The sequence below is a fragment of the Okeania sp. SIO3B5 genome (assembly GCF_010692555.1).
Taxonomy (GTDB): Bacteria; Cyanobacteriota; Cyanobacteriia; order Cyanobacteriales; family Microcoleaceae; genus Okeania.
The window spans coordinates 1-20374 of sequence record NZ_JAAHHG010000149.1 but is presented as its reverse complement, the minus strand read 5'-3'; the positions used below and the strand labels follow the sequence as shown (position 1 = coordinate 20374).

Annotated in this window: 16 protein-coding genes; 6 read left to right on the top strand and 10 right to left on the bottom strand. The window is 36.2% G+C overall.

The features are described 5' to 3' along the window. The 5 genes from F6K54_RS20140 to F6K54_RS20115 all read right to left on the bottom strand — a co-directional run. A partial coding sequence (locus tag F6K54_RS20140) for a serine/threonine-protein kinase PknK (protein WP_293081010.1) occupies positions 1–1997 on the bottom strand: 1997 nt, incomplete at its 3' end. 90 nt (positions 1998–2087) lie between these two features. After that, a complete protein-coding gene (locus F6K54_RS20135) occupies positions 2088–3065 on the bottom strand; it encodes a hypothetical protein (RefSeq protein ID WP_293081007.1) in 978 nt (325 codons plus the stop codon). Positions 3066–3389: 324 nt separating this feature from the next. Then, the gene (locus F6K54_RS20125; protein ID WP_293081005.1) at positions 3390–4346 is read right to left on the bottom strand and encodes a hypothetical protein; all 957 of its coding nucleotides are present in this window, start codon (positions 4344–4346) and stop codon (positions 3390–3392) included. Positions 4347–4393: 47 nt separating this feature from the next. After that, positions 4394–5479 carry an amidohydrolase family protein gene (locus tag F6K54_RS20120; protein WP_293081002.1) on the bottom strand — a complete coding sequence of 362 codons (1086 nt, stop codon included), beginning with the start codon at positions 5477–5479 and terminating at the stop codon, positions 4394–4396. A 557-nt stretch (positions 5480–6036) separates the two neighbouring features. Beyond that, a complete protein-coding gene (locus F6K54_RS20115) occupies positions 6037–7074 on the bottom strand; it encodes a hypothetical protein (protein WP_293080999.1) in 1038 nt (345 codons plus the stop codon). Between the two features lie 454 nt (positions 7075–7528). Between F6K54_RS20115 and F6K54_RS20110 the strand changes: the two genes are divergently transcribed. The 4 genes from F6K54_RS20110 (at position 7529) to F6K54_RS20095 (ending at position 9126) form a co-directional block, all read left to right on the top strand. Continuing rightward, positions 7529–7945: a XisH family protein gene (locus tag F6K54_RS20110; protein WP_293080996.1), complete on the top strand. Its 417-nt coding sequence runs from the start codon at positions 7529–7531 to the stop codon at positions 7943–7945. Next, positions 7933–8268 (top strand): XisI protein, encoded by a 336-nt coding sequence (locus F6K54_RS20105; RefSeq protein ID WP_293080993.1) that lies wholly within the window; start codon positions 7933–7935, stop codon positions 8266–8268. The genes F6K54_RS20110 and F6K54_RS20105 overlap by 13 nt, the downstream gene beginning before the upstream one ends. 124 nt (positions 8269–8392) lie before the next feature. Next, complete coding sequence (locus F6K54_RS20100) at positions 8393–8734, top strand: DUF433 domain-containing protein (RefSeq protein WP_366558181.1); 342 nt, start codon at positions 8393–8395, stop codon at positions 8732–8734. Further along, entirely contained in the window at positions 8731–9126 is a 396-nt protein-coding gene (locus F6K54_RS20095) for a DUF5615 family PIN-like protein (RefSeq protein WP_293080988.1), read from the top strand. The genes F6K54_RS20100 and F6K54_RS20095 overlap by 4 nt, the downstream gene beginning before the upstream one ends. 50 nt (positions 9127–9176) lie before the next feature. On the opposite strand, the gene F6K54_RS20090 is transcribed toward F6K54_RS20095, so the two are convergent. Then, positions 9177–9803: a hypothetical protein gene (locus tag F6K54_RS20090; protein ID WP_293080985.1), complete on the bottom strand. Its 627-nt coding sequence runs from the start codon at positions 9801–9803 to the stop codon at positions 9177–9179. Between the two features lie 161 nt (positions 9804–9964). Between F6K54_RS20090 and F6K54_RS20085 the strand changes: the two genes are divergently transcribed. Together F6K54_RS20085 and F6K54_RS20080 are read left to right on the top strand one after the other, a co-directional pair. Then, positions 9965–10141, top strand: a complete 177-nt coding sequence (locus tag F6K54_RS20085; protein WP_293080982.1) for a hypothetical protein — start codon at positions 9965–9967, stop codon at positions 10139–10141. Positions 10142–10415: 274 nt separating this feature from the next. Continuing rightward, positions 10416–11762, top strand: coding sequence for a TldD/PmbA family protein (locus F6K54_RS20080; protein ID WP_293080979.1), 1347 nt, complete (start codon positions 10416–10418; stop codon positions 11760–11762). A gap of 807 nt (positions 11763–12569) precedes the next feature. On the opposite strand, the gene phnD is transcribed toward F6K54_RS20080, so the two are convergent. The 4 genes from phnD to F6K54_RS20055 form a co-directional block, all read right to left on the bottom strand. Then, entirely contained in the window at positions 12570–13568 is a 999-nt protein-coding gene (gene phnD / locus F6K54_RS20075; RefSeq protein WP_293080976.1) for a phosphonate ABC transporter substrate-binding protein, read from the bottom strand. 541 nt (positions 13569–14109) lie between these two features. Further along, a complete protein-coding gene (locus F6K54_RS20070) occupies positions 14110–15750 on the bottom strand; it encodes a response regulator (RefSeq protein ID WP_293080973.1) in 1641 nt (546 codons plus the stop codon). Positions 15751–16221: 471 nt separating this feature from the next. Next, positions 16222–17682 carry a hybrid sensor histidine kinase/response regulator gene (locus tag F6K54_RS43815; protein WP_375341984.1) on the bottom strand — a complete coding sequence of 487 codons (1461 nt, stop codon included), beginning with the start codon at positions 17680–17682 and terminating at the stop codon, positions 16222–16224. A gap of 637 nt (positions 17683–18319) precedes the next feature. Further along, the gene (locus tag F6K54_RS20055) at positions 18320–19807 is read right to left on the bottom strand and encodes a TldD/PmbA family protein (protein ID WP_293080970.1); all 1488 of its coding nucleotides are present in this window, start codon (positions 19805–19807) and stop codon (positions 18320–18322) included. Between the last annotated feature and the right edge of the window lie 567 nt (positions 19808–20374).

The window sequence follows — 20374 nt, the reverse complement described above, 5'->3', positions numbered from 1 at the left end:
TTATTTTTCAAGGGAAAAATCAGCCCTTCATGTAACGCAGATTGTAATTCATTAGCTGTTACTGTTTGAGATTTATTATTAACGATAGCCAGGATTTCCAAATTAAATTTATTGCCAATGCAAGCTGCTAATTTAAGAACTTGTTGAGTTTTTTCATCCAATTTTTCAATTTTACCTACCATCAATTCAACTATATTGTCTGTAATAGAAACTCTTTCAATTTCTTCTATATCCCATTGCCAATAACTTTGTCGATTATCTTGTTGCTTATGAGAGTTAAAGACTAATAAATTTTCTTGATATAAAGAATCAAGCAGTTGAGTCAGGAAAAATGGGTTGCCTCCTGTTTTTTTGGCAACTAATTCCGCTAAAGGTTTGGTAATGTCTGTAGAGCAACTTAGGGTATCGGCAATTAATTGATTAATATGATTAATTTTTAAGGACTCAAGAGTAATTTCCGATACTGGTACTTGTGCAGTCTTAATTTTCTCTAAAGTCCGTACTAGAGGATGGGTAGGACTAACTTCATTATCTCTATATGCTCCAATTAAAAGAAAATATTGGTTCTCATCATCTGACATTAATTGCTCAATTAAGTTCAGAGATGATAAATCTGCCCATTGTAGATCATCAATAAAGATTACTAAAGGATGTTCTTTTTTACAGAAAACATTCAAAAATCTTTGAAAGAATAAATTAAATCTATTTTGACTTTCAGTAGCTCCTAATTGTTCAAATTGTGGTTGTTTACCGATGATTTTTTCTAGTTCGGGAATTACATCAATAATAATTTTACCGTTATTTCCTAAAGCTTCTAATAGTTGATTTTTCCAAGTTTGCAGAGTAATTTCTGGTTCACAGAGCAATTTACGGATTAACTCTTGAAAAGCTTGAGAAATAGCTGAATAAGGAATATCTCTCTGGAGTTGGTCGAATTTTCCACTTATAAATTTTCCTCGTTGCTTTATAATGGGTTTATGAATTTCATTGACTAATGCTGATTTGCCAATTCCTGAATAACCAGAAATTAGGATTAATTCTGCTGTTCCAAGGCTGACTTTTTCAAATGTTGTTAATAGTTGCTCGACTTCTTTTTCTCGACCATAGAGTTTTTGAGGAATCTGAAATTTCTCACAAATATCTTGAGTTGCTAAAGGAAAGTCTGAAATTTCTCCTATAGTATTGAATTGCTCTAGACAGGTTTGTAGATCTGCTTTAATTCCCCAAGCACTTTGATATCTTTCTTCTGGGGTTTTTGCTAATAGTTTGTTGATGATATTAGAGACAGAATTAGGAATGTTGGGAATTAGTTCATTTACTAATAATGGTTGTTGGGCAATATGACAATGAACTAACTCCATGGGGTCTGTTGTTTCAAAAGGTAGTTTATTGGTTAAAAGTTCATAGAAAGTTACGCCCAGGGAATAAAAATCGCTACGATAATCTATACCTCTGTTCATTCTACCTGTTTGTTCTGGGGCGATATATGCTAAAGTTCCTTCTATTTGGTTAGGGGGAACGACTGTGAGAAATTCTTGGGATAAACGGGTAGATATGCCAAAGTCGATGATTTTTAGTTGTTTTGTTTGGGGGTTATAGACAATATTTGAGGGGTTAATGTCTTTGTGGATAATATTATATTTATGAATTGCTGCTAGACTTTCTGTTGTTTTAATAGCGATGGTTAGAAAGTTTTCTAAGTTTAATTGAGATTGAGATATTAGTAATTTTAGAGATTGACCGCCGAAGTCTTCTAAGAGTATTGCTAAACTATTTTCATATCGCTGTAAGTCATAAGCTTTAATAATAGAATCTACATTTAAAGAACGAGTAATTTCATATTCTTGTTTGTAGCGGGTGAGTTCGGAAGCAGTAGGGTAGTTTTCTTTGAGTACTTTGAGAATAATCGGGTTATTATTTTCATTTAAAGTAGCTCGATAGATTAAGGAGTTAGGACTTTCATAGATTCTTTTGGTGATTTGGTAGTTAGTTTGCATAAGCTCTTAATTAGTAAGCCATAAGGTAAGTTGACAGAATGAAGTTTAGCACTTTGCTCACTATGGCTTATTTTTTCATTAAGGCTTAATTTAACTACAAGTACTCGCTACCATATAAGGGTAAGGAGAAACAACATATTTAATGTTGATTCCATCGTCTGGATTCCATCTCTGCTCACAAAATGGCAAATTTCCTCCTACATCATCTGCTTTTGCCCAGCTTCTGATCATCTTATCAGTAAGTATAGGTTTGGATAATTCATTTTCTCCTTTTTCATCTGCTACATCAGGGCGTGGAGGATAAGGAATTACTGCTTTGTAGTAAGGGGGTAGAGGATTGGCTACACCCGTATGCTGAATCTCTTTCATAACACCTGCAAAGCTGTCCCAACCTATCTCCAAAATATACAAAGAAGCCGATTCGTAAGTGGACATAATCGAGCCATAGGGATTTAGTTGATAAAACTTATTGTCTTGTTTCAAATAAGCTTGTCCACAAAAGAACAAATTTAAACAGATGGTTTGCCAATGTTCTTGGCTTGGGATTATAATCATCTGTCTGTTTTTTGTGTCCTCACTCATTATTATCTGTCTATCTTTATTTTTTATTATATGTTTATCTGGTGGTTCATTACCACGAAGTAAAAGTTTCGTGATAATATCCATATTCTTATCCTTTGAATCCTTTAACCACGTTTGGGCAATCAATTGAGATATTTTTCTCACTTGCAGAAGTCTTCGCACAGCAGAATACTGATCTATAAAAAGCAACTTATCTTTTTCAGCTAATGATTCATAGAGCTTGAGGGACATTACATCATCCATATTTACTCCCTCATTAGGCAAGTTATCTATGTCTTGACTTATTTTTTCAAATTTGCGTTTTAATTCTGCTTTGTTACCTGTATATACTCTTGTTTTTAACCCTAGATTTGGAGATAGAGAATTAGGTTCTTCAGTTTCTTCTTCAACTATAAGTATCTGATATAGCGGAGATTGTTTCTCGCTTACACTTTTGTCTGAACAGCCTAAGAATTTTTGATTATTAACTAAAGAAACAGGGATCATAAGTTTTACTTCCTCCTAAAATTATTGTCAAATAATAAAAAAATTAGTTGAAAACGGCTTTGTTGCACAGCTACAAAATAAGGAACTGGCGACTACATGATACACAAATATAATTCTGCTTGTCACCTTGATGACTATTTTTGTATATATGTTTGCTAGTACACTCTGGAAATTCCGTAGATAATTAAACTCTAACTTTATCTACAAGTTTAGTTCATCTTTAAGTATTTACCAAAGTCTTTTAGTAAATATTTATTCATCATTCATCATCAGGGAAACTGTGAAAACCATTACTTAATTTAGCGATACCTATCGATGTTTTAATTACATACAGCTAAGAGGAATATAAGGATAGGGAGGAGTGATATACTGTAAATCCTTCCGCTTCCATTGATCTGTTTCAGTCTGGTTTGTTGTGTCTATGAATTGCTTGGGATAAAATGGGAACTTATTTTCACCATGCTCATGTTCATTTGAATTAACCCAGCTTGCAATCTTGTCATCTGAAAGAGAAAACTCATTGGGTTTCGGAGGATAGCTTAGAACAACTGAGGTAAAAGGAGGTAATGGTCTTGCTCCTGCTTGGGAAATATCTATCCTAGTAGCATAATATGTATCCCAAGATATATCTAATCCATACTCCCAAATAGTTTCATAGGTAGTAAAGATGGGGTCACAAATTTTTGTCCAAGTATCATCATCCGAATTTTTGTAATATGCTTGCCCACACAATAAAAGGACTAAAGATATTGACCGATAACTTACGTGTGTAGGTGTAATGCAATAAAGCAGATTTTTAATGTCTCCTTCCAACTGACCTTTTAATTCTTCGAGTTCATAGTCATCATTTACCCACCAAGTCTCCGGCGGGAAAATATTATATGAATCCAATATTTTTCTGGTCAATGTTATTTGATTATATGAGAGATCGTCTACTTCCGGATTAAGCCAAGTAGAAGCTATAAGCTGAGATAATTTACGACATTTTAGTAAAAAAAACACAGTTGGGTATTCAATATCTCCTTTTTTAACAAAACTTTCATCGACTTTTACTCCTGAAGATAAAGAATCTATGTTATATTTTCCATATATATTTTTTTTCTTTCCATACACTAATTTAAATTTGTTATCCTCATATAGCAGTATTTGAAAGATGTATTCATCAATATTTACTTCGTCTCTTTCTATATCTTTTAGCTCATAACAATTTACCATGGGTTGGCTAACAGATAAATTGGATTTCAAGCTATGAATAGAATTGTGTGTATAAGAAGATGTCATTTTCTAACTCCTATTAGTTCTAATGGTTAACAATCAGGATAATAATTTCAGACTAGACTATAAAAGCGAGCAGGATTATCCCAAGTAATCTTTTTCAGCGTTTCTTTCGATAAATTTTTCTCAAGCCCTACCAATTGATCGACAATATCTGATTGATGATCAATGTGAGGGTAATCTGAGCCAAAGATTAAATTGTCAGAGCCAATATATTCAATAATCTGAGAAATATAAGGCTCAGAGGGTTCAATAGAAACAAAACACTGACGACGAAAATATTCTGACGGTCTTATTTTAATAGTATCTTTCACCTCCCAATACAGATTTTCGTATTCTTGATCCAGTCGCCATAACCAATAGGGAAGCCAACCACAACCTGATTCCAGGAATCCCACTCTCAGACAGGGATGGCGTTCCAGTACTCCTCCTTCAATTAAAGCTAATAAACCCATCATGTGTTCCATGGGATGGGAGCAAGCATGAAGAGCAAAATGAGTCTGGAATCTTTCAGCACCTGTAGTTGGTAGACAACTATGAGCACCTTCGTGAATACCGATAGCTATATTCAATTTTTCACACTCTGCCCAAAAAGGTTCATAAGCAGGGTTGCTCAACAATCTTCCTTTTATGGGATTAGGCCGTAAAAAAACTGCTTTAGCACCATATTTAGCAATTTGATGCAATTCTAACACCATCTTCTCTGGTTGATGAAGATTAATTGCGCCCACTCCTCTCAAGCGTTCTGGATCGTAACTACAAAATTCTTCAAATAACCAAGTATTGTAGGCACGAGTGAAAGCTCCTGCAACTTCAGGTTCCATAGTATTGATACCCCAAAGCAACAATCCATGAGTTGGATAAAGGAATGCCAGATCGATCCCCATCAGCAGCATTTCTTGGATATGAGACTCGGAGTGGTAGCCATGAAAATAAGCATTGGGGTGAGCTTCCATCATCTGCTTATTTCCTATCTCCTGCAATTGTTCAGATATTTTGTCCGCAATTTTTTCCCCTTTAATTTTCATTTCTGCTGAAGGGGCAAACTGCTTAAATTCTGGATCGAGATACTCAGCCCACATACTAGGAGGTTCAATAACGTGGGAATCAGCATCAATAATTGAATATCCTTTTAGCATTTTAGTCATCATAAATCTCGTGGATTTTGCCTCAAATGCGATCAAAACATCTGGGATTATCCCAAACAATCTTGTTCACTATCTCCTGAGATAACTTTTCCTTAAGCTCTACAACATTTTTAATAACATATGACTAACTATCCATGTCTGGATCATCTGAGCCAAATATTAAATTTCAGACCCAATAAACTCAATTATCTGAGCAAGATAAGCTTCAGAGAGGTCAATAGACAGATATAATTCTGCTTGTTACCTTAGTTGACCATTTTTGTTGTGCATATGTTTGCTAGTAAACTCCGGAGATTCCGTAGATAATTAAACTCTAACTTTATCTAAAGTTTAGTTCATCTTTAACTATTTACTAAAGCTTTCTACTACATATTTTTTCATCATCAGGAAAACTGTGAAAAATATTACTTGATTTGACGCTACCGATGGATGCTTTAATTACAGATAGCCAAACTAACCGCAATATAACATTAATAGTGACAAAATTATCGTTAGGCGATCGAGTTAATTTGATCAGTTTGCTTACTTATTGTTAATTAGAGCTTAACTTAGGTAGCACAACTCATTGGTAAATAAGGATAAGGTGGCGAAACATATTCTATATGGATGCCGTCTTTTGAGTTCCACTTTTTCTTTGCAAATGGGAATTCTGTAGATTTTGGTTTCCGTACTATATCCTGGGAATAGGCCCAATTTTTGATTGTATCGGCAGTTAGTATGGGTTGAAATAGTCCATCGTCATCGCAATCTACCTTTTCTACTACATTAGGACGTTGAGGGTAAGGAATGAAAACTCTGTAAAAAGGAGGTTGATTCTTTCCTACCTGCTGAATCTCTTCCAAAGTCCCTACAAAGCTGTTCCAAACTACCTGGAAACTGAAAAAACAAGACGCTTCATAAGTGGAAATAATCGGACTCTTTAATACTTCTATATATCGATCGCCTTTTTTGTAATAAGCTTGTCCACAAAACAACAAATTCAAACAGATATTTCGCCAACTTTCTTGATTTTTCTTGATAATCATTTGACAGTCAGATTTAGTTGCTGAAGATTCAGACTTAGTACGATCTGGCGGTCTATTAGCACTCAGAAATAGTTTCCTAATAATCTTTAATGTTAATACTTTCTCCTCTTTTATTTCTGTCTCTTGATTACTACTAATTGTTGGGTCTACTAATGATGTCTTTTCATCAATAGTCGCTTCTATTTGATCATCCCTGAGCCATGTCTCAGCAATCAATTGAGATAATTTTCTCGCTGCCAGAAGCCTCCGCAAAGCATGATATTGATTGATAAACATCTTATCATCTAAGCTCTTTTTCTTAAACTTCATCACTGCCTTCATGTCTAATCCCTCATGGGGAAAATTGTCTATTTTTTCATTTCCTATTCCTGGCAACTTTTCTTTTAAATACTTTTTAGTTCCTGTATATACTGTTGTTTTGATTTCGAGATGAGAGTTATCATCTTCTTCGACTAAAAGAATTTGGTATTGAAATTTTTCCCCCTGAGATAAATTTGGGGATAGAACTTCATATCCAGGTAATTTTTGATTATTAGTACTATCTAAGTCGAAAGGCATCATAAATCTTACTACCTCCTCAAATTGTTATTTACATCATCAAAAAAGACCAGTCATTTAGGAATAGGTCAACCACAAGATAACATTGACAGCGAAAATACTCTGATTCTAAGAGGAATTATATCATATTTTTGACTTCCCAATGTAAATTTTTGTATTCTTCGTCCAACTGCCATAACCAATTAGGGTAACCAACCACAGCCAGATTCTAAAAATTCTACCTGTAGTTTTGACTGTAGTCCATTAGGGGGCTTTAGACAGCTGTCATAACGCACAATTAACCATTTTATAAATGTGTCAGTTCGCTACTACTTAAAAATTATTGGAAAAAGATTTAAGACTTAAGATTTTTAACATTAGTTAAATTCACAAAATTGGAGAAGTATAAAGCTTACCAGAGAAGACGAAAAAAATTATATAATAGTATCAAATAATTGTCAAGTATTAATATATAATTATGCCTGCAAAAGACATTTTCCATGATGTTGTAAAAAACGCCTTAATCAAAGAAAGTTGGATTATCACTGATGACCCTCTTTTTTTAGAATTCGGAGGAGTTGATATGTATGTCGATTTGGGTGCAGAAAAACTTGTTGGTGCAGAAAAAGATGGAAAAAAAATAGCTGTTGAAATCAAAAGTTTTGTTCGACAATCCCTAATTTATGAATTTCATAGTGCTTTGGGGCAATTTATTAACTACCGTACAGTATTAAGGAGAAGTCAACCAGAAAGAACTCTCTATCTAGCTGTGTCTGAAGATACTTATGAAAGTTTTTTCACTCTTATATTTACTCAAATAGTTGTTGAAGAAAATCAAATAAAATTAATCATATACGATCCCAATAGGGAGGTAATTGTGCAATGGAAAAATTAGCTAAATATCGAGCAAATATCAAAAAGATTATTACCGACTATAGTCAATATAAACCATCTTATGGAGATATAGAAGTTCAAGTCATTTTTGACGAAGAACGGGACCATTATCAACTTATAAATGTAGGTTGGCATGGTAATAGAAGAGTACGGGGTTGTGTTTTACAAATAGATATTAAAAATGAAAAAATCTGGATACAACATGATGGTACAGAAATTGGCATTGCTAGTGAATTGGTAGATTTAGGAGTGCCACCATCAGATATTGTTCTAGCTTTTCATGCACCCTATAAACGTAAATATACAGGTTTTGCTGTGTCTTGAAAAGCAAGGAACCTCGAAGCAATACATAACATAGCCCAAAATTTGCGGTTAAAATATAATTTTTAAGATAAATTCAAAGGTCTTTCTTAATATGATTCCTTTATCCAGTCAACAAAATGCGATTGTGCTCACAGAACGAGGATTAACAATTGCAGGGACTCGCATAACCATCTACGACATCATGGACTATTTAACGGCTCAGTATCCACCCCACTTCATCAGCAGTATGCTATGTCTCACAGACGAGCAACTTCAAGCAGCTTTATCTTACATTGAAGCTCATCGTCCGGAGGTTGAGGCAGAATATCAAACAGTGCTAACTGAAGCAGAAACTCTCCAAAAATATTGGGAGGCAAAAAATGGACCGTTGTTGGCCCGCATCGCTACCATACCCCCAAAACCAGGAACAGAAGCTATCCGCGCTAAACTTCAAGCATCTAAAGCTTTACTGGAATCAAAAGCATGAACTTTTTAATAGATTACAATCTTAATGGGCCTGCTTTGATTCTACTGGGGAGTCTTACAGCTAGTGGGTGGCTAGATTTGATTGATATTCGTTTTGTTAGTTTTTCCGAAGTGGAGTTGCCCATGAATAGTAGCGATCGCGAAGTTTGGCGGTTTGCACAAGCTAATCAAATGATTTTGTTAACTGCTAACCGAAACATGAAAGGCAAAGATTCTTTGGAGCAAGTAATTCGTGAAGAAAATACTCCGACTTCCCTTCCTGTATTAACGGTTGCTAATGTCGAGCGACTCCTAGCAGACTCAAATTATCGAGAGCGTTGCCTCAACCGCTTAGTAGAAATTGCGATAGATATTGAATACTATCAAGGGACAATGCGAATTTTTATCCCTTGATACCACGAAAATTACTGAAAAGCCTTAGCGTCAGTGTAGATAAATTACACTTATAACCCTAAATCTGATTTCGCAACTTTAGCCATAGCTAATAATTTTTCCTCCCACTTTTCTCCTACATTATTGTGTTGTAAATATTCTGTCAAAGAACCCCATCCATTTGACTGTAGATGTAACTGAGTTGCAATTTGATGTTTACAAATTGTGCGACGATAAATCATATCTGCACAACTACAACCAATATTATTCACTTCAGCAACAGTTCCTTTCATCGGATTTCTAACCACAGCACTAATAGCAGTTAATTCGACTTCTAATTTTTCTAATGCTGCCCGATTATATCGTTCTAGAAAAGCATTAATTTCTGGATAAACAATCAAATACTTGCCATTTTCAGTATTAATATTTATGCCAGAATGTTGAAAATTATAACTTTTAATTTTGCCTATTTTGTGCTGTTTAATTTGCAAAAAACAGAGTAAACAATTGAGAAATTGAGCCTTAGATAAAAAAGTGCTGCACCGTCCTTTTGATGTGCGATAAATTATTTGGGGAGTATTACTAACCCCAACAGTTTTTAGACATTCAATTTTAATTTCTAACGGTACTAATGGCTGAATTTCTGAAATTATTTCATTGGGAAAATGAGTGGATTGAATACCAACATAACTAACCATGATATAATCCTCATTATGACTTAATTTTTTGAGCCAGGCACTCTATAAAACAACTAATTCAGGTGAGTGCCTTTCATATTACAATTATACTTCAATTTTTATAGATCGACAACCTATGTAAATCAATCCAGACAAAGAATTGAGGCTGTTACTACAAAGCCTTGAATAAGGCAGAGGGCAGAAGGCAGAAGGCAGAAGGCAGAAGGCAGAAGGCAGAAGGCAGAAGGCAGAAGGCAGAAGGCAGAAGGCAGAAGGCAGAAGGCGGAAGGCGGAAGGGAAAATTACATATAGATTCAACGACTGGCAACTCCGTGTCTACTAACTCCAAGCAATTTTAAGCACCGTGTAGACGGTGGGGTATTAAACCTGCAAAATAAAAGATAAAAGCAAGTGTGTAATATGGAGAGATGGGGAGATAGGGAGATGGAACATTTTTGATACCGAATTAAGCGGATTTGATATAATACAGTAGATTTTTTACTAATGAGGTATAACTGAGAATCGGGAATATTTTTTGTCTATTCCCTGTTCCCTGTTCCCTGTTCCCTGTTCCCTAAAACCATAAATATAAGTACTTTATAACAGCGGTAAGTGCTGTAACTGATAACTGAAATGACTACAGCCATTAAACCAAATCTTCTTAGTGAAGATGAAGCTTTATCTTTATTAGAAACAACTATAAAAAAATCTGAGGCAGAGGGTATTGTCGTCAGTTTGAACAACAACGAATCATCCCTAAGTCGCTACTCAGAAAATCAAATTAGTCAGAATATTACTAAAACAAAATTTGAACTCAATATTACCAGTTATTTCGGAACTCGCAGTGCCACTGCCTCCACTACAGAATTAGACTCGGATGCTATTACATCTACTATTCGCACTTCGGAGGAACTTGCCCGCATTGCTCCACAAGATCCGGAATGGGTGCCACTACTTGAACCTCAAGAATATGAAAAACGTACTCCTGCTTTTGATGAGTTGACTGCTACTATCTCCCCACTAGAGCGAGGAAAAATAGTACAACAGGTATGTGCTATGAGTGCCAACGCAGGAGTTGATGGTTCCGGAACTCTCAGTACAGATACATTTTTAGGGGCGATCGCCAACTCGGTTGGGTTACGTGCCTATAGTAAATATACAAGAGCAGATTTTAGTTTTACGGCAAGAATTGAAAATGGCTCTAGTTGGAGTCGTAGCACTGCCTGCGGAATAAACCAATTACCTATTGAAACTCTAACGGAGGAATTGATAAACCGAGCTTTTGCCTCTCGCCAACCTAGAGAAATTAGTCCTGGTGTTTATCCTGTGATTTTCAGTGGGGCAGCTTTAGACAACCTATTAATTTGGCTAATATTTAATTTAGATGCACGGGCGGCAGATGAGGGGCGATCGTTTATGTCGCGTACTGATGAAACAGGTAAACCAGTGGGCAACCGAGTTGGAGAAAAAATGTTTAGTCCTTTAGTCCAGATGCAGCGCTATCCAGGACATCCTTTGTTGCAGTTGGAGACTTTCTCTAGTAGTGGGTTGAGTAATCATTATCTGGAGGTGATTAAGGATGGTGTGCCACAGACTTTATCTTATAGTCGTTATTGGGCAGCACAAAATGGTAAGGAACCTACGGGTTATATGTTTCCAGTGGTGATGGAGGGTTCTGAACAAAGTTTGGCCGACTTAATTGCTCAGACGGAAAGAGCTGTTTTGGTAAATCGTTCGTGGTATGTGCGTTATGTTAATCCTCGGACATTGGAGATGACTGGTATGACACGGGATGGTACTTTTTGGATTGAGGATGGTAAGATTGCTTATCCGATTAAAAATTTGCGGTTTAATCAGATTTTGCCTGATATGTTGCGAGATGTGGATGCGGTGAGTAAAGTACAACGTTATGGTGATAGTGTTTTGCCTGGACTAAGGGTGAAGGCATTTAATTTTAGTAGTGTTACTGATAGTGTTTGACAGCAGATTTTATCAGGTGTGAGGTATATCCTTCGCGGGCAAGATGCCCGCACTACCAACATCTTAATAAGTAGGTTGGTGTTGAAAATTATCGTTATGAAAAGGCAGGAGGCAGAAGGCAGGAGGCAGAAGGGAAGAGAGTTTTTGGCAAATTTACTTTTAGTTACTAACTTGCTGTTTTTTTGCACCGTTCTACTTATCAAGTAACATTAATTAACCGCAATGTAGGGACGTTGCATGCAACGTCCCTACCAGGTTGGGGAAAGATTTTTTATTACAGTTATTTAACTCCCCCGGCGGGAAGTCCCGCGCTCTCCCGGAGGGGAGCGCCGTATGGGAAAGCCGGGCGCTATCTGTGTTGTTCATCGGGGATTTTCTCTTTGTAGTATACATCTTATATTGTAGTATATGAATTTATAGCTATTGACAATTACAAATAAATAGATTTTAATTGTTCTAAACACAGGGGGAGGACATCACCTCTGTATAAACAGCAGTCAGCTTTTTTTTCTGACTGAAGAATCCCGCGTTCGTCATCGTCATGTCGCGTTAGCGCAACGTCGGGAGTATGTCAATGAGAACATGATATTAACGTTAATAGTTGCACTAATTAAACACGATATAATAAAGATGAAAAAGATGGCATACTCCTCAAGAGTTATCTCAAGAGTCATCTTAAGATGACTTAAACTATTAGCCAAGGATTTCAATCCTTGGCTTGGTGACTTGACGAGCTTGATATTGGCTAAAGCCCAACTATGAGCCTAATTATGACTGTTTTACCAAACATGGTATAACTAGGGTAATTTAATTACTTTTTATAGCCTTTAATTGTTGGCGAAATTCCTCTAATTGTTGTTTATCTTTAGCACTCATCTTTTCCTTATTTTCTAATTCTAAAATCTTTTTAGCTAGGTCTAATTCCCGAACTGGATTCCAGATTTTATCATTTGCTTGAGCAAAGCCAGACCAACCATGAGGTTGGAGAACTTTTGCTTCTTTATAGTTATAGAAAAAGTTGCGAATTTTCTGTTTTAAATCTGCTGGTAAATCTTTACGATAAGCAATTGGATCGCTAGGAATTAAAGTAGAAGTCCAGATAATTTCTATATTAGCTCTTGCTTTTGGATTTGTTTTTTGGAGTCGGTCTAAAGCTTCATTATTATTAGTAGCTACATCTACTTGATTATTGGCTATTGCTAAAGCTGTTGCTTCGTGACTGCCGGAAAAAATTAAGCGTTTAAATGCTTTTTTGGGGTCAACTTCGTTTTGAGCAAAAACATAGTAACTCGGTACTAAAAAACCGGATGTAGAGTTCGGATCGTTAAAAGCAAATGTTAAATTACTTGCATTTTTAATTACATATTTATCGCCTCCCATTGCTTTAGCTTGAGCAACTATAGGATTATTTTTGTTAGTAATTAAATGAGAGTAATAACCTTTACCACCTTCTGTATCTACTACCTGGGCAAATGCTTCAGCTTTAGCGCGTGCTGCTGCTTCAATATAGGATTTTCCTCCATACCAAGCTAGGTGGATATCTCCAGTTCGCATAGCTTCAATTACTGCTACATATTGAGTCACATAAAATGCTTTAACTGGTAAACCAATAGAGTCAGAAAATGCTTTGATAAATGGTTCCCAAATTGGTCTTTGATTACTTTGAGATTCGGTAGAAATAATGCCAAATTTTAGTTCTTTTACCTGAGCTAATGTTTGGGGTGAGAATGTTAAATTAGCTAATTTTGCTCCGGCTAAGGAGAGAGCAAATAGAGATGAATTTTTAATAAATTTACGTCTGTCCATGGTGTTCTTTTCTCTAGAGATATTTAGTGGTTGTCAGTTGGGTAAGCATTCAGTTGTCAGCTATCAGCTATTAAGCTATTAGTTTTGTGTTTTTTTACAGACAGATTTGTCCGTCGATCGATTATCCTATATTAATGTTAAGTTTTGGTTAAGTTTACTTTAGAGAATTTTTGAGTTAGAAATTAGCGATCGCTACGAGATAAATAATAGCCATGAAACAGCCCCCTAAATCCCCCAATCCTGGGGGACTTTTAGAGTTTTATTCCCCCCAAATTTGGGGGGCTAGGGGGGCAAAATTATTTAAAGTATGAATGCACGATTGTTTAGTTCTGGTAAAGCCCCCGCGCATCCCCCAATCCTGGGGGACTTTTAGAGTTTTATTCCCCCCAAAATTGGGGGGCTAGGGGGGCAAAATCATAATATAGTAATCCTATTTCAATTGTAATATTTCTGTGATAGTTAGGAAACCGCCCCTACAAATGGTGTATAGTTTGATAGTTTGCGTAAGTCCAGATAATAGAAGATGCTATCCTGCTGCCCTCTAGACTAATGGGTAATTTAGATGAGTAATGAGGTAGGTACAAAACATCCGATCCTTGACTACATAATTACCATAAATATCTCTATCTATGAGCTTTCGTTGCAAAAGACTTTTCAATACTTCTTCAACTGAATACTTCATAGGAATCATCAAGTTTTCTACCTCAAAAGTAGCAGTTAGCTTTTCAAGTGTTACAGAATTATCATTTCCTGCAAGTATCCTTAGAACTTTTGCTTCATCAACACTCAGATCAGAACACCACTTTTCAAAAATAGCATTTCCCACATCTCTCACAGTTGCTTGTAAAGCTTTCTCCCAAATATCAATTTCTACATATCTTGACAGATGATTACTGAAAAGGTGATAGCACAGTAATTGCATCTCGAATGGATGTCCGCCAGAATATTTTAATATATTCTGCATAACTTCTTGACTGAATGAAACTCCTGTTCCAGCAAGAGACTCTCGGATGGTTTCTTTAACTTCTTTTTCAGTTAAGGAAGTCAGTTCGACTCTAGACAAAAAGTATCTAGAGACGGGATGGTGTTTTTGAACAGATGTTATCTCTACCCAATTTGTAGAAGTTGATGCCAAACCAACTAGAATTTTAGTTTCCATAAGTGAATCTGTTAGTGCTGATTTTAATGTCATCAAAATCTCTGGAACTGCTGCCAAATTTTCTAAGTCGTCAAGCAGGATAACAAATACATCGGTTTTATCTTCAATGTCTTCCCATAGTTTGCTGAGAGTATCTCGTAAAAAAGCTTTAGGTGATATTATTTCCTGGTTATTATTATTGCTGCGCTCAAACTTTACTCCAGTTCCCAGTATCTTAATTTCAAGAGAATTAAAGAATTCAAGAACTTTCTTGAACCGATCGACAGGATAAGGTAAATCATGTAAAATCCCTTCTATTATAATACGAGTAACCTCTAGCAAACCCGTATCTTTTTGAATAGGTTCGATGGGAACAATACATGAAATATACCCACGACTTTGACATATTTTTTTATATTCCCTCAACAATGTTGATTTACCAATTCCCCAATCACCGAGAATGAGAAAGTGTTCCCGGTATTTACTATAAATTGCTCTATTGAGCTTATCTTCAAAAAATTGGAGTTCCTGTGTTCTGCCGCCAAAAACAGTAGGTTCCAAACCTGTCATTGGTGTAAAAGGGTTTCCCACTCGCCTAATTTTTTCGTTACGAGTATCTATAGCTCTTTGAACTGCTGATACTAAATCCTCAATTGCTGTGGCAGATTTTTCTATAAAATCAAACACACCTTTAGTCAAAGTTCGCCTTGCTAATTCTACATTTGCATAACCAGTGATGACAATAATAGGACGAAGTGGATCGAGATCTACTGACTCATCTATTAATTCTAATCCACCCATTTCTTCCCCAGATGAACCTGGAATTTTTAAATCAACAATTAGAATTTCAAATGGTTGATTTCTTAGTTTTTTAAGTGCTGCGATAACTGAATCACATTCCTCTATTTCTATGGGCGATTTAGAGTCTAAATCCTGTGTTGTACCAAAATTAAAAGATTCTAATCTGAGTCTACGTTTTAAAGACTTAACATATCTTTTGAGGGTATCTCTATTATCATCTACAATTAATATTCTCAATACCATGATTAATAATTCCAATAAAATAAAAATTTGTCAAAAAGTTAGATTTTAATTTACATATTTTTCTATATTTTATAGCATTTATCATCTTGATGAGGTAGATTTACGATCCCCCTAAATCCCCCTTAAAAAGGGGGACTTTGAAACCTCCCTTTAAGCAGTTCCCCCCCCCTTATTAAGGGCAGGGCTATTTCAAAGTATAGTATATTAACGATTTAGAGAGAATGGGAGTAATAGACATAGAGGAACAGTGAAATTTGTCAAAATTTGCCGATTTTTCAGCTAATAAGCGTCGTTAAGCTCTGAGATGATATTTGTTTCAACGCCGCTTAAAAGCCCCTATCCCCGTGTCTCCGTGTCTCCGTGTCTCTGCGTCCCCGTGTCTATTGAGAATGAAACAGCCCTGCCCTTATTAAGGGGGGTTAGGGGGGATCTAAAACTGTATCTCACCAATTTGAGAAACGCTATATCAAATCAACTCTCATTAAATAAAAGAGTAATAGTAGTTCCTTTTTCAGAAGATTCTAGTTTTAAATCACCTCCCATTTGATGTATAATTCGATTACTTAGATATAATCCTATGCCAGAACCATTTTTACTTTCTACAACTTCTTTAAACAGTTTATTTTTTAAATCATCGCTAATACCAGAGCCATTATCCTTAACAGATAGAGTAATAAATCCATCATTTTCATAACTTGCAAATATTTGGATTTTACTACCCGGTTTATGCAATGCTTTTGTAGAATTTCCGATTAATTCAAACAAAATACTCTTGATTTGAACCGAATTTCCCAAAATAGTTTTACCTTTAATATTTTCTTGTATCTTGACTTCCATATCTATATTGGAGGGTAATCGGTGTCTAGACAAAGATTCAACTTCAGTTATTAGTTTATCAACCTCAATAGCTGCCATCGGTGGCTTACCTATATTAAGATGATATATCAGCTTTTGTAGACAAATTTGGCTATGTTCAAGACTTCTTTGAATTACTTCACATTCCTCTAAAATTTCCGGTGAGTTATTAGATAAGTAGCGAATTTCTTCGTTAGCTCCTCCAATATTTAAAAATTCTCCTTTCAGACTATGAACTACATCAGCACAAATTATTTGATACGTTTCATGTGTTTGGTAGCTAATATCTTTTTCCTGAGAGGTATCAACTAATGAAGGTTGTTTTTTTACTAAATTGAGTCCATCCAGTTTATTAGGTTGGAGCCGATTTTTTATACTTCTCCAGAGATTAAATCTTTGCTTAGGTTTTACAGAAGTTTCAACCTCTTTTTGTAAGTAGTATTTTTTATATTCCTTCAGCTTTTTCTCTAACTCTCCAATTCTATCCTGAGCTTGCTTAAGCTCACCTCTAACTTTATCATTTGTTTTAATGTAATAATCGAGACGATTTGCAAAGTTATTTATAAGTATCTCAGAACTATTTGTTCTTTTAGCTGAATCAATCAATTTTGTAACATGATCCACAAACTTTTTATGATCCATTATTGGTTTGGGGAAATAAGCATCAGCACCACTTTCGTTCAAAAAATTTTCTCGATCACCTAACGTTGCATGAGCAGTAACTAAGACTACAGGTATTAATGCAGTTTTAGGATTAGATTTCAAGATTTGAGTAATTTCAATTCCATCAACAGCTTTGCCCTGGTAAACACTACGAGCTAGAGAAGTATCCATCAAGATAATGCTGATTTTACCTGACTCCGCTAAGTTTAGTATCTCCTCCACATCTTCTGTGTGTAACGTAGGATATCCACCGCGTTGTTTCAGAATTCTGGAAAACATATGAGCATTAAGTTGATGATCTTCAACAATTAGGACAGTATCATAATTCCCCGCAGGAAAAATATTGTCACTCTTATCCATAGAATAAGAAGGTTCTGGTTCAGTATTCAGTTTTTCCGGTATTGAATTATTCATAAAATCACCTCAAATTATCCGAGTTTTGTTAAAAAACTTTCAGTATACTTTTCTCAAAAGACTATGAAAATAAGGACTATTGATAAGTAGGTAGAAATTAATTAAAAAATATTTTAACAAGTCGAAAAAGGAGCAGACAAGTGCCAAAAGAAACAGGATAACCCCGATATCCAAAACCTTATCCCAAATTTATTATTTTTACACTTAATTTACTTACCTGCTTTAGATATTAAATAATTTAAACATCATATTGTATATAACAACTTCACAAAAGAATATTCCCAACTATTAAACAAATTTTATCTCAACGTTGGTTGAAGACCCGCGCTCTCCCGAAGGGGAGCGTTGGGATGAAAACCAATCAATCTTGCGGTTTTTACAAGGGTATGCTACTCTAAAAAAAATTAGGCTGCTGGGCTAGCAGTGTCAGTCTGTGGAGCGACCGTAAGACCAGAAAGAGGTTTGGCCTCGGAGGCAGGTGCTACGAAGCAGAAAGTCCTGAGTCGCGAGGTTTAGGAATCCCGCGTTGTCGCGCCATGCGCAACGTCGGGAGGATGTCAAAAATTAGAATCTACAATATAGGGACATTCTATAGAATGTCCCTACATTATTTTTCGGCAGGGAAGCAAATCAAAACCTACGAAGCACTACCAATCATAATATCGCGCACCCGCACAGGTACACAACTATGACTCATTTGCGCTATCTGCATCGGTTCCCCTTTCCCACAAATATTAGTACCACACTGCTCCCTTTCAGAAACACTTCCCACCGCATCAACACTATTCCAAAAATCTGTAGTCATCGAATGATAAGTCACATCTTTCAACATTCCCACAACTTTGCCTTTTTTCACCTGCCAAAACGCATCTCCACCAAATTGAAAATTCCGTCGTTGTTGATCGATAGAAAAACTACCAACACCATCAATTAAAATCCCATCTTCAGTATCAGCAATCATTTCGTCTAAAGTAGCAGTATGACTACCACCATCTGCACCCGCTTCTAACCCCAAATTCGGAATGCGTACCATGGGTACACTCGACCAACTGTCAGCAAAAGCACAACCATTACTGCTACCACGTCCAAGTCGGTAAGCTGTCTCTCTGTCTGTGAGATAATCAACTAATATCCCATCCTTAACAACATACCATTCTTGTGACTTCACACCTTCATCATCATATCCCATTGTACTACGACCACCTGGTTGAGTACGATCGCATTTAAAGTTCACCCAGGGTGCTGCATATTGAAGTTTACCCATTTTATCGGTAGTGGCAAAACTGGTACCAGCAAAATTAGATTCATAACCATAAACCCTATCTAATTCTGTGGGATGTCCAACTGATTCGTGGATTGTTAAATATAGATTCGTTGGCTTTAAAATGAGGGTGGAGCGAATATCTGCAGGTCCTTTGGGAGCATAAACTTTTTCAATTACTTCCTCCGCAACTCGCTCTACCTGACTCAATAGATCGGTGGGGTTAATATGCTCATAACCAATATTCAAAGGAGGTCGTTCGTAACTACGACTTTGAGCATCATTATTGGCAATAGCTGTGCAAGTAAACCCAGGATAACTGCGGTAAATTGTTTGCTCAATTAAGGAATCATTTGTAGAAGCAAATATTTTCTCTTCTTTAGTAAACCGGAGAAAAGAAGCAGCTTTTTTCACTCCTCGCTCCTCATAACTCAATAATTTTTCATTCAAATTTAGAAGTAATTCTGCCTTTTCCGCAATGGGTACTGCAAAAGGATCAATTTCAATGGGAGTAACATAACTATCGCGGTGGGTTTCCACAGGTACTAACTTTACTGGTGTCTGTTGACAGAGATGACTACCCTTAGCAATATCTACTGCTAGAGCGACAATTCTAGCTACCTCTTCTAGACTTTGGCGATGACTGGCAGCAAAACCCCATGCACCATTGAGCAAAACTCTCACTCCAAAACCAGAATTGACCTTATCTTCTAATCTGTTGAGAGAGCGATCGCGAGCTGTTAAATTTTGAGAACGATAAATACATAAACGAATATCCCCATATTCACATCCGGACTGACGAATTAAGTCTATGGCGAGGGTAGCTAATTCTGTAGTTTGAATCTTTGCTGGTGCTTGTACCATTATATGTTACTCTTAGTTTTATCTAATTTATAGCAGGGAACAGGGAATAGGGAATAGGGAACAGGGAACAGTAACAAAAGCTTTTTTCTGTCTCAAGTTCATCATCAACATAAGTCCTAACCAACTCCTTCCTTGCTATATTTTATATGATGTGCTATTTTTATCCAAAATTTGGCGTTCTGCAACCGTAATGGTATTGATGGAACTTGGGACAAATTACCTAATAGACATCTCCTTCAAAAGAGGGAACACCGGAGCTGGGAACAGGGAACCCACCCCTCGCCCCTCCCAGGAGGGGAATAATTGATAATTTATGGATAAGAATTGATTTTATTTTTTATCAAAATAATATGGGTTGCGCAACCCCGCCTTTTAAGGCGCAATATTTTTGGAGAGTTGCTCAAATCCCCTACTTCCCCTCCTGGCTCCCCTCCTGGGAGGCAGGGCTGTTTCAAAGTATTGTAGATTAACGATGAGCGAGAGAACGGAAGATAAAGGAATAGTGGAATAGTTAAATTTGCCAAAATTTGCCGATTTTGAGCGCAAATAAGCGCCTTTAAGCTCTGA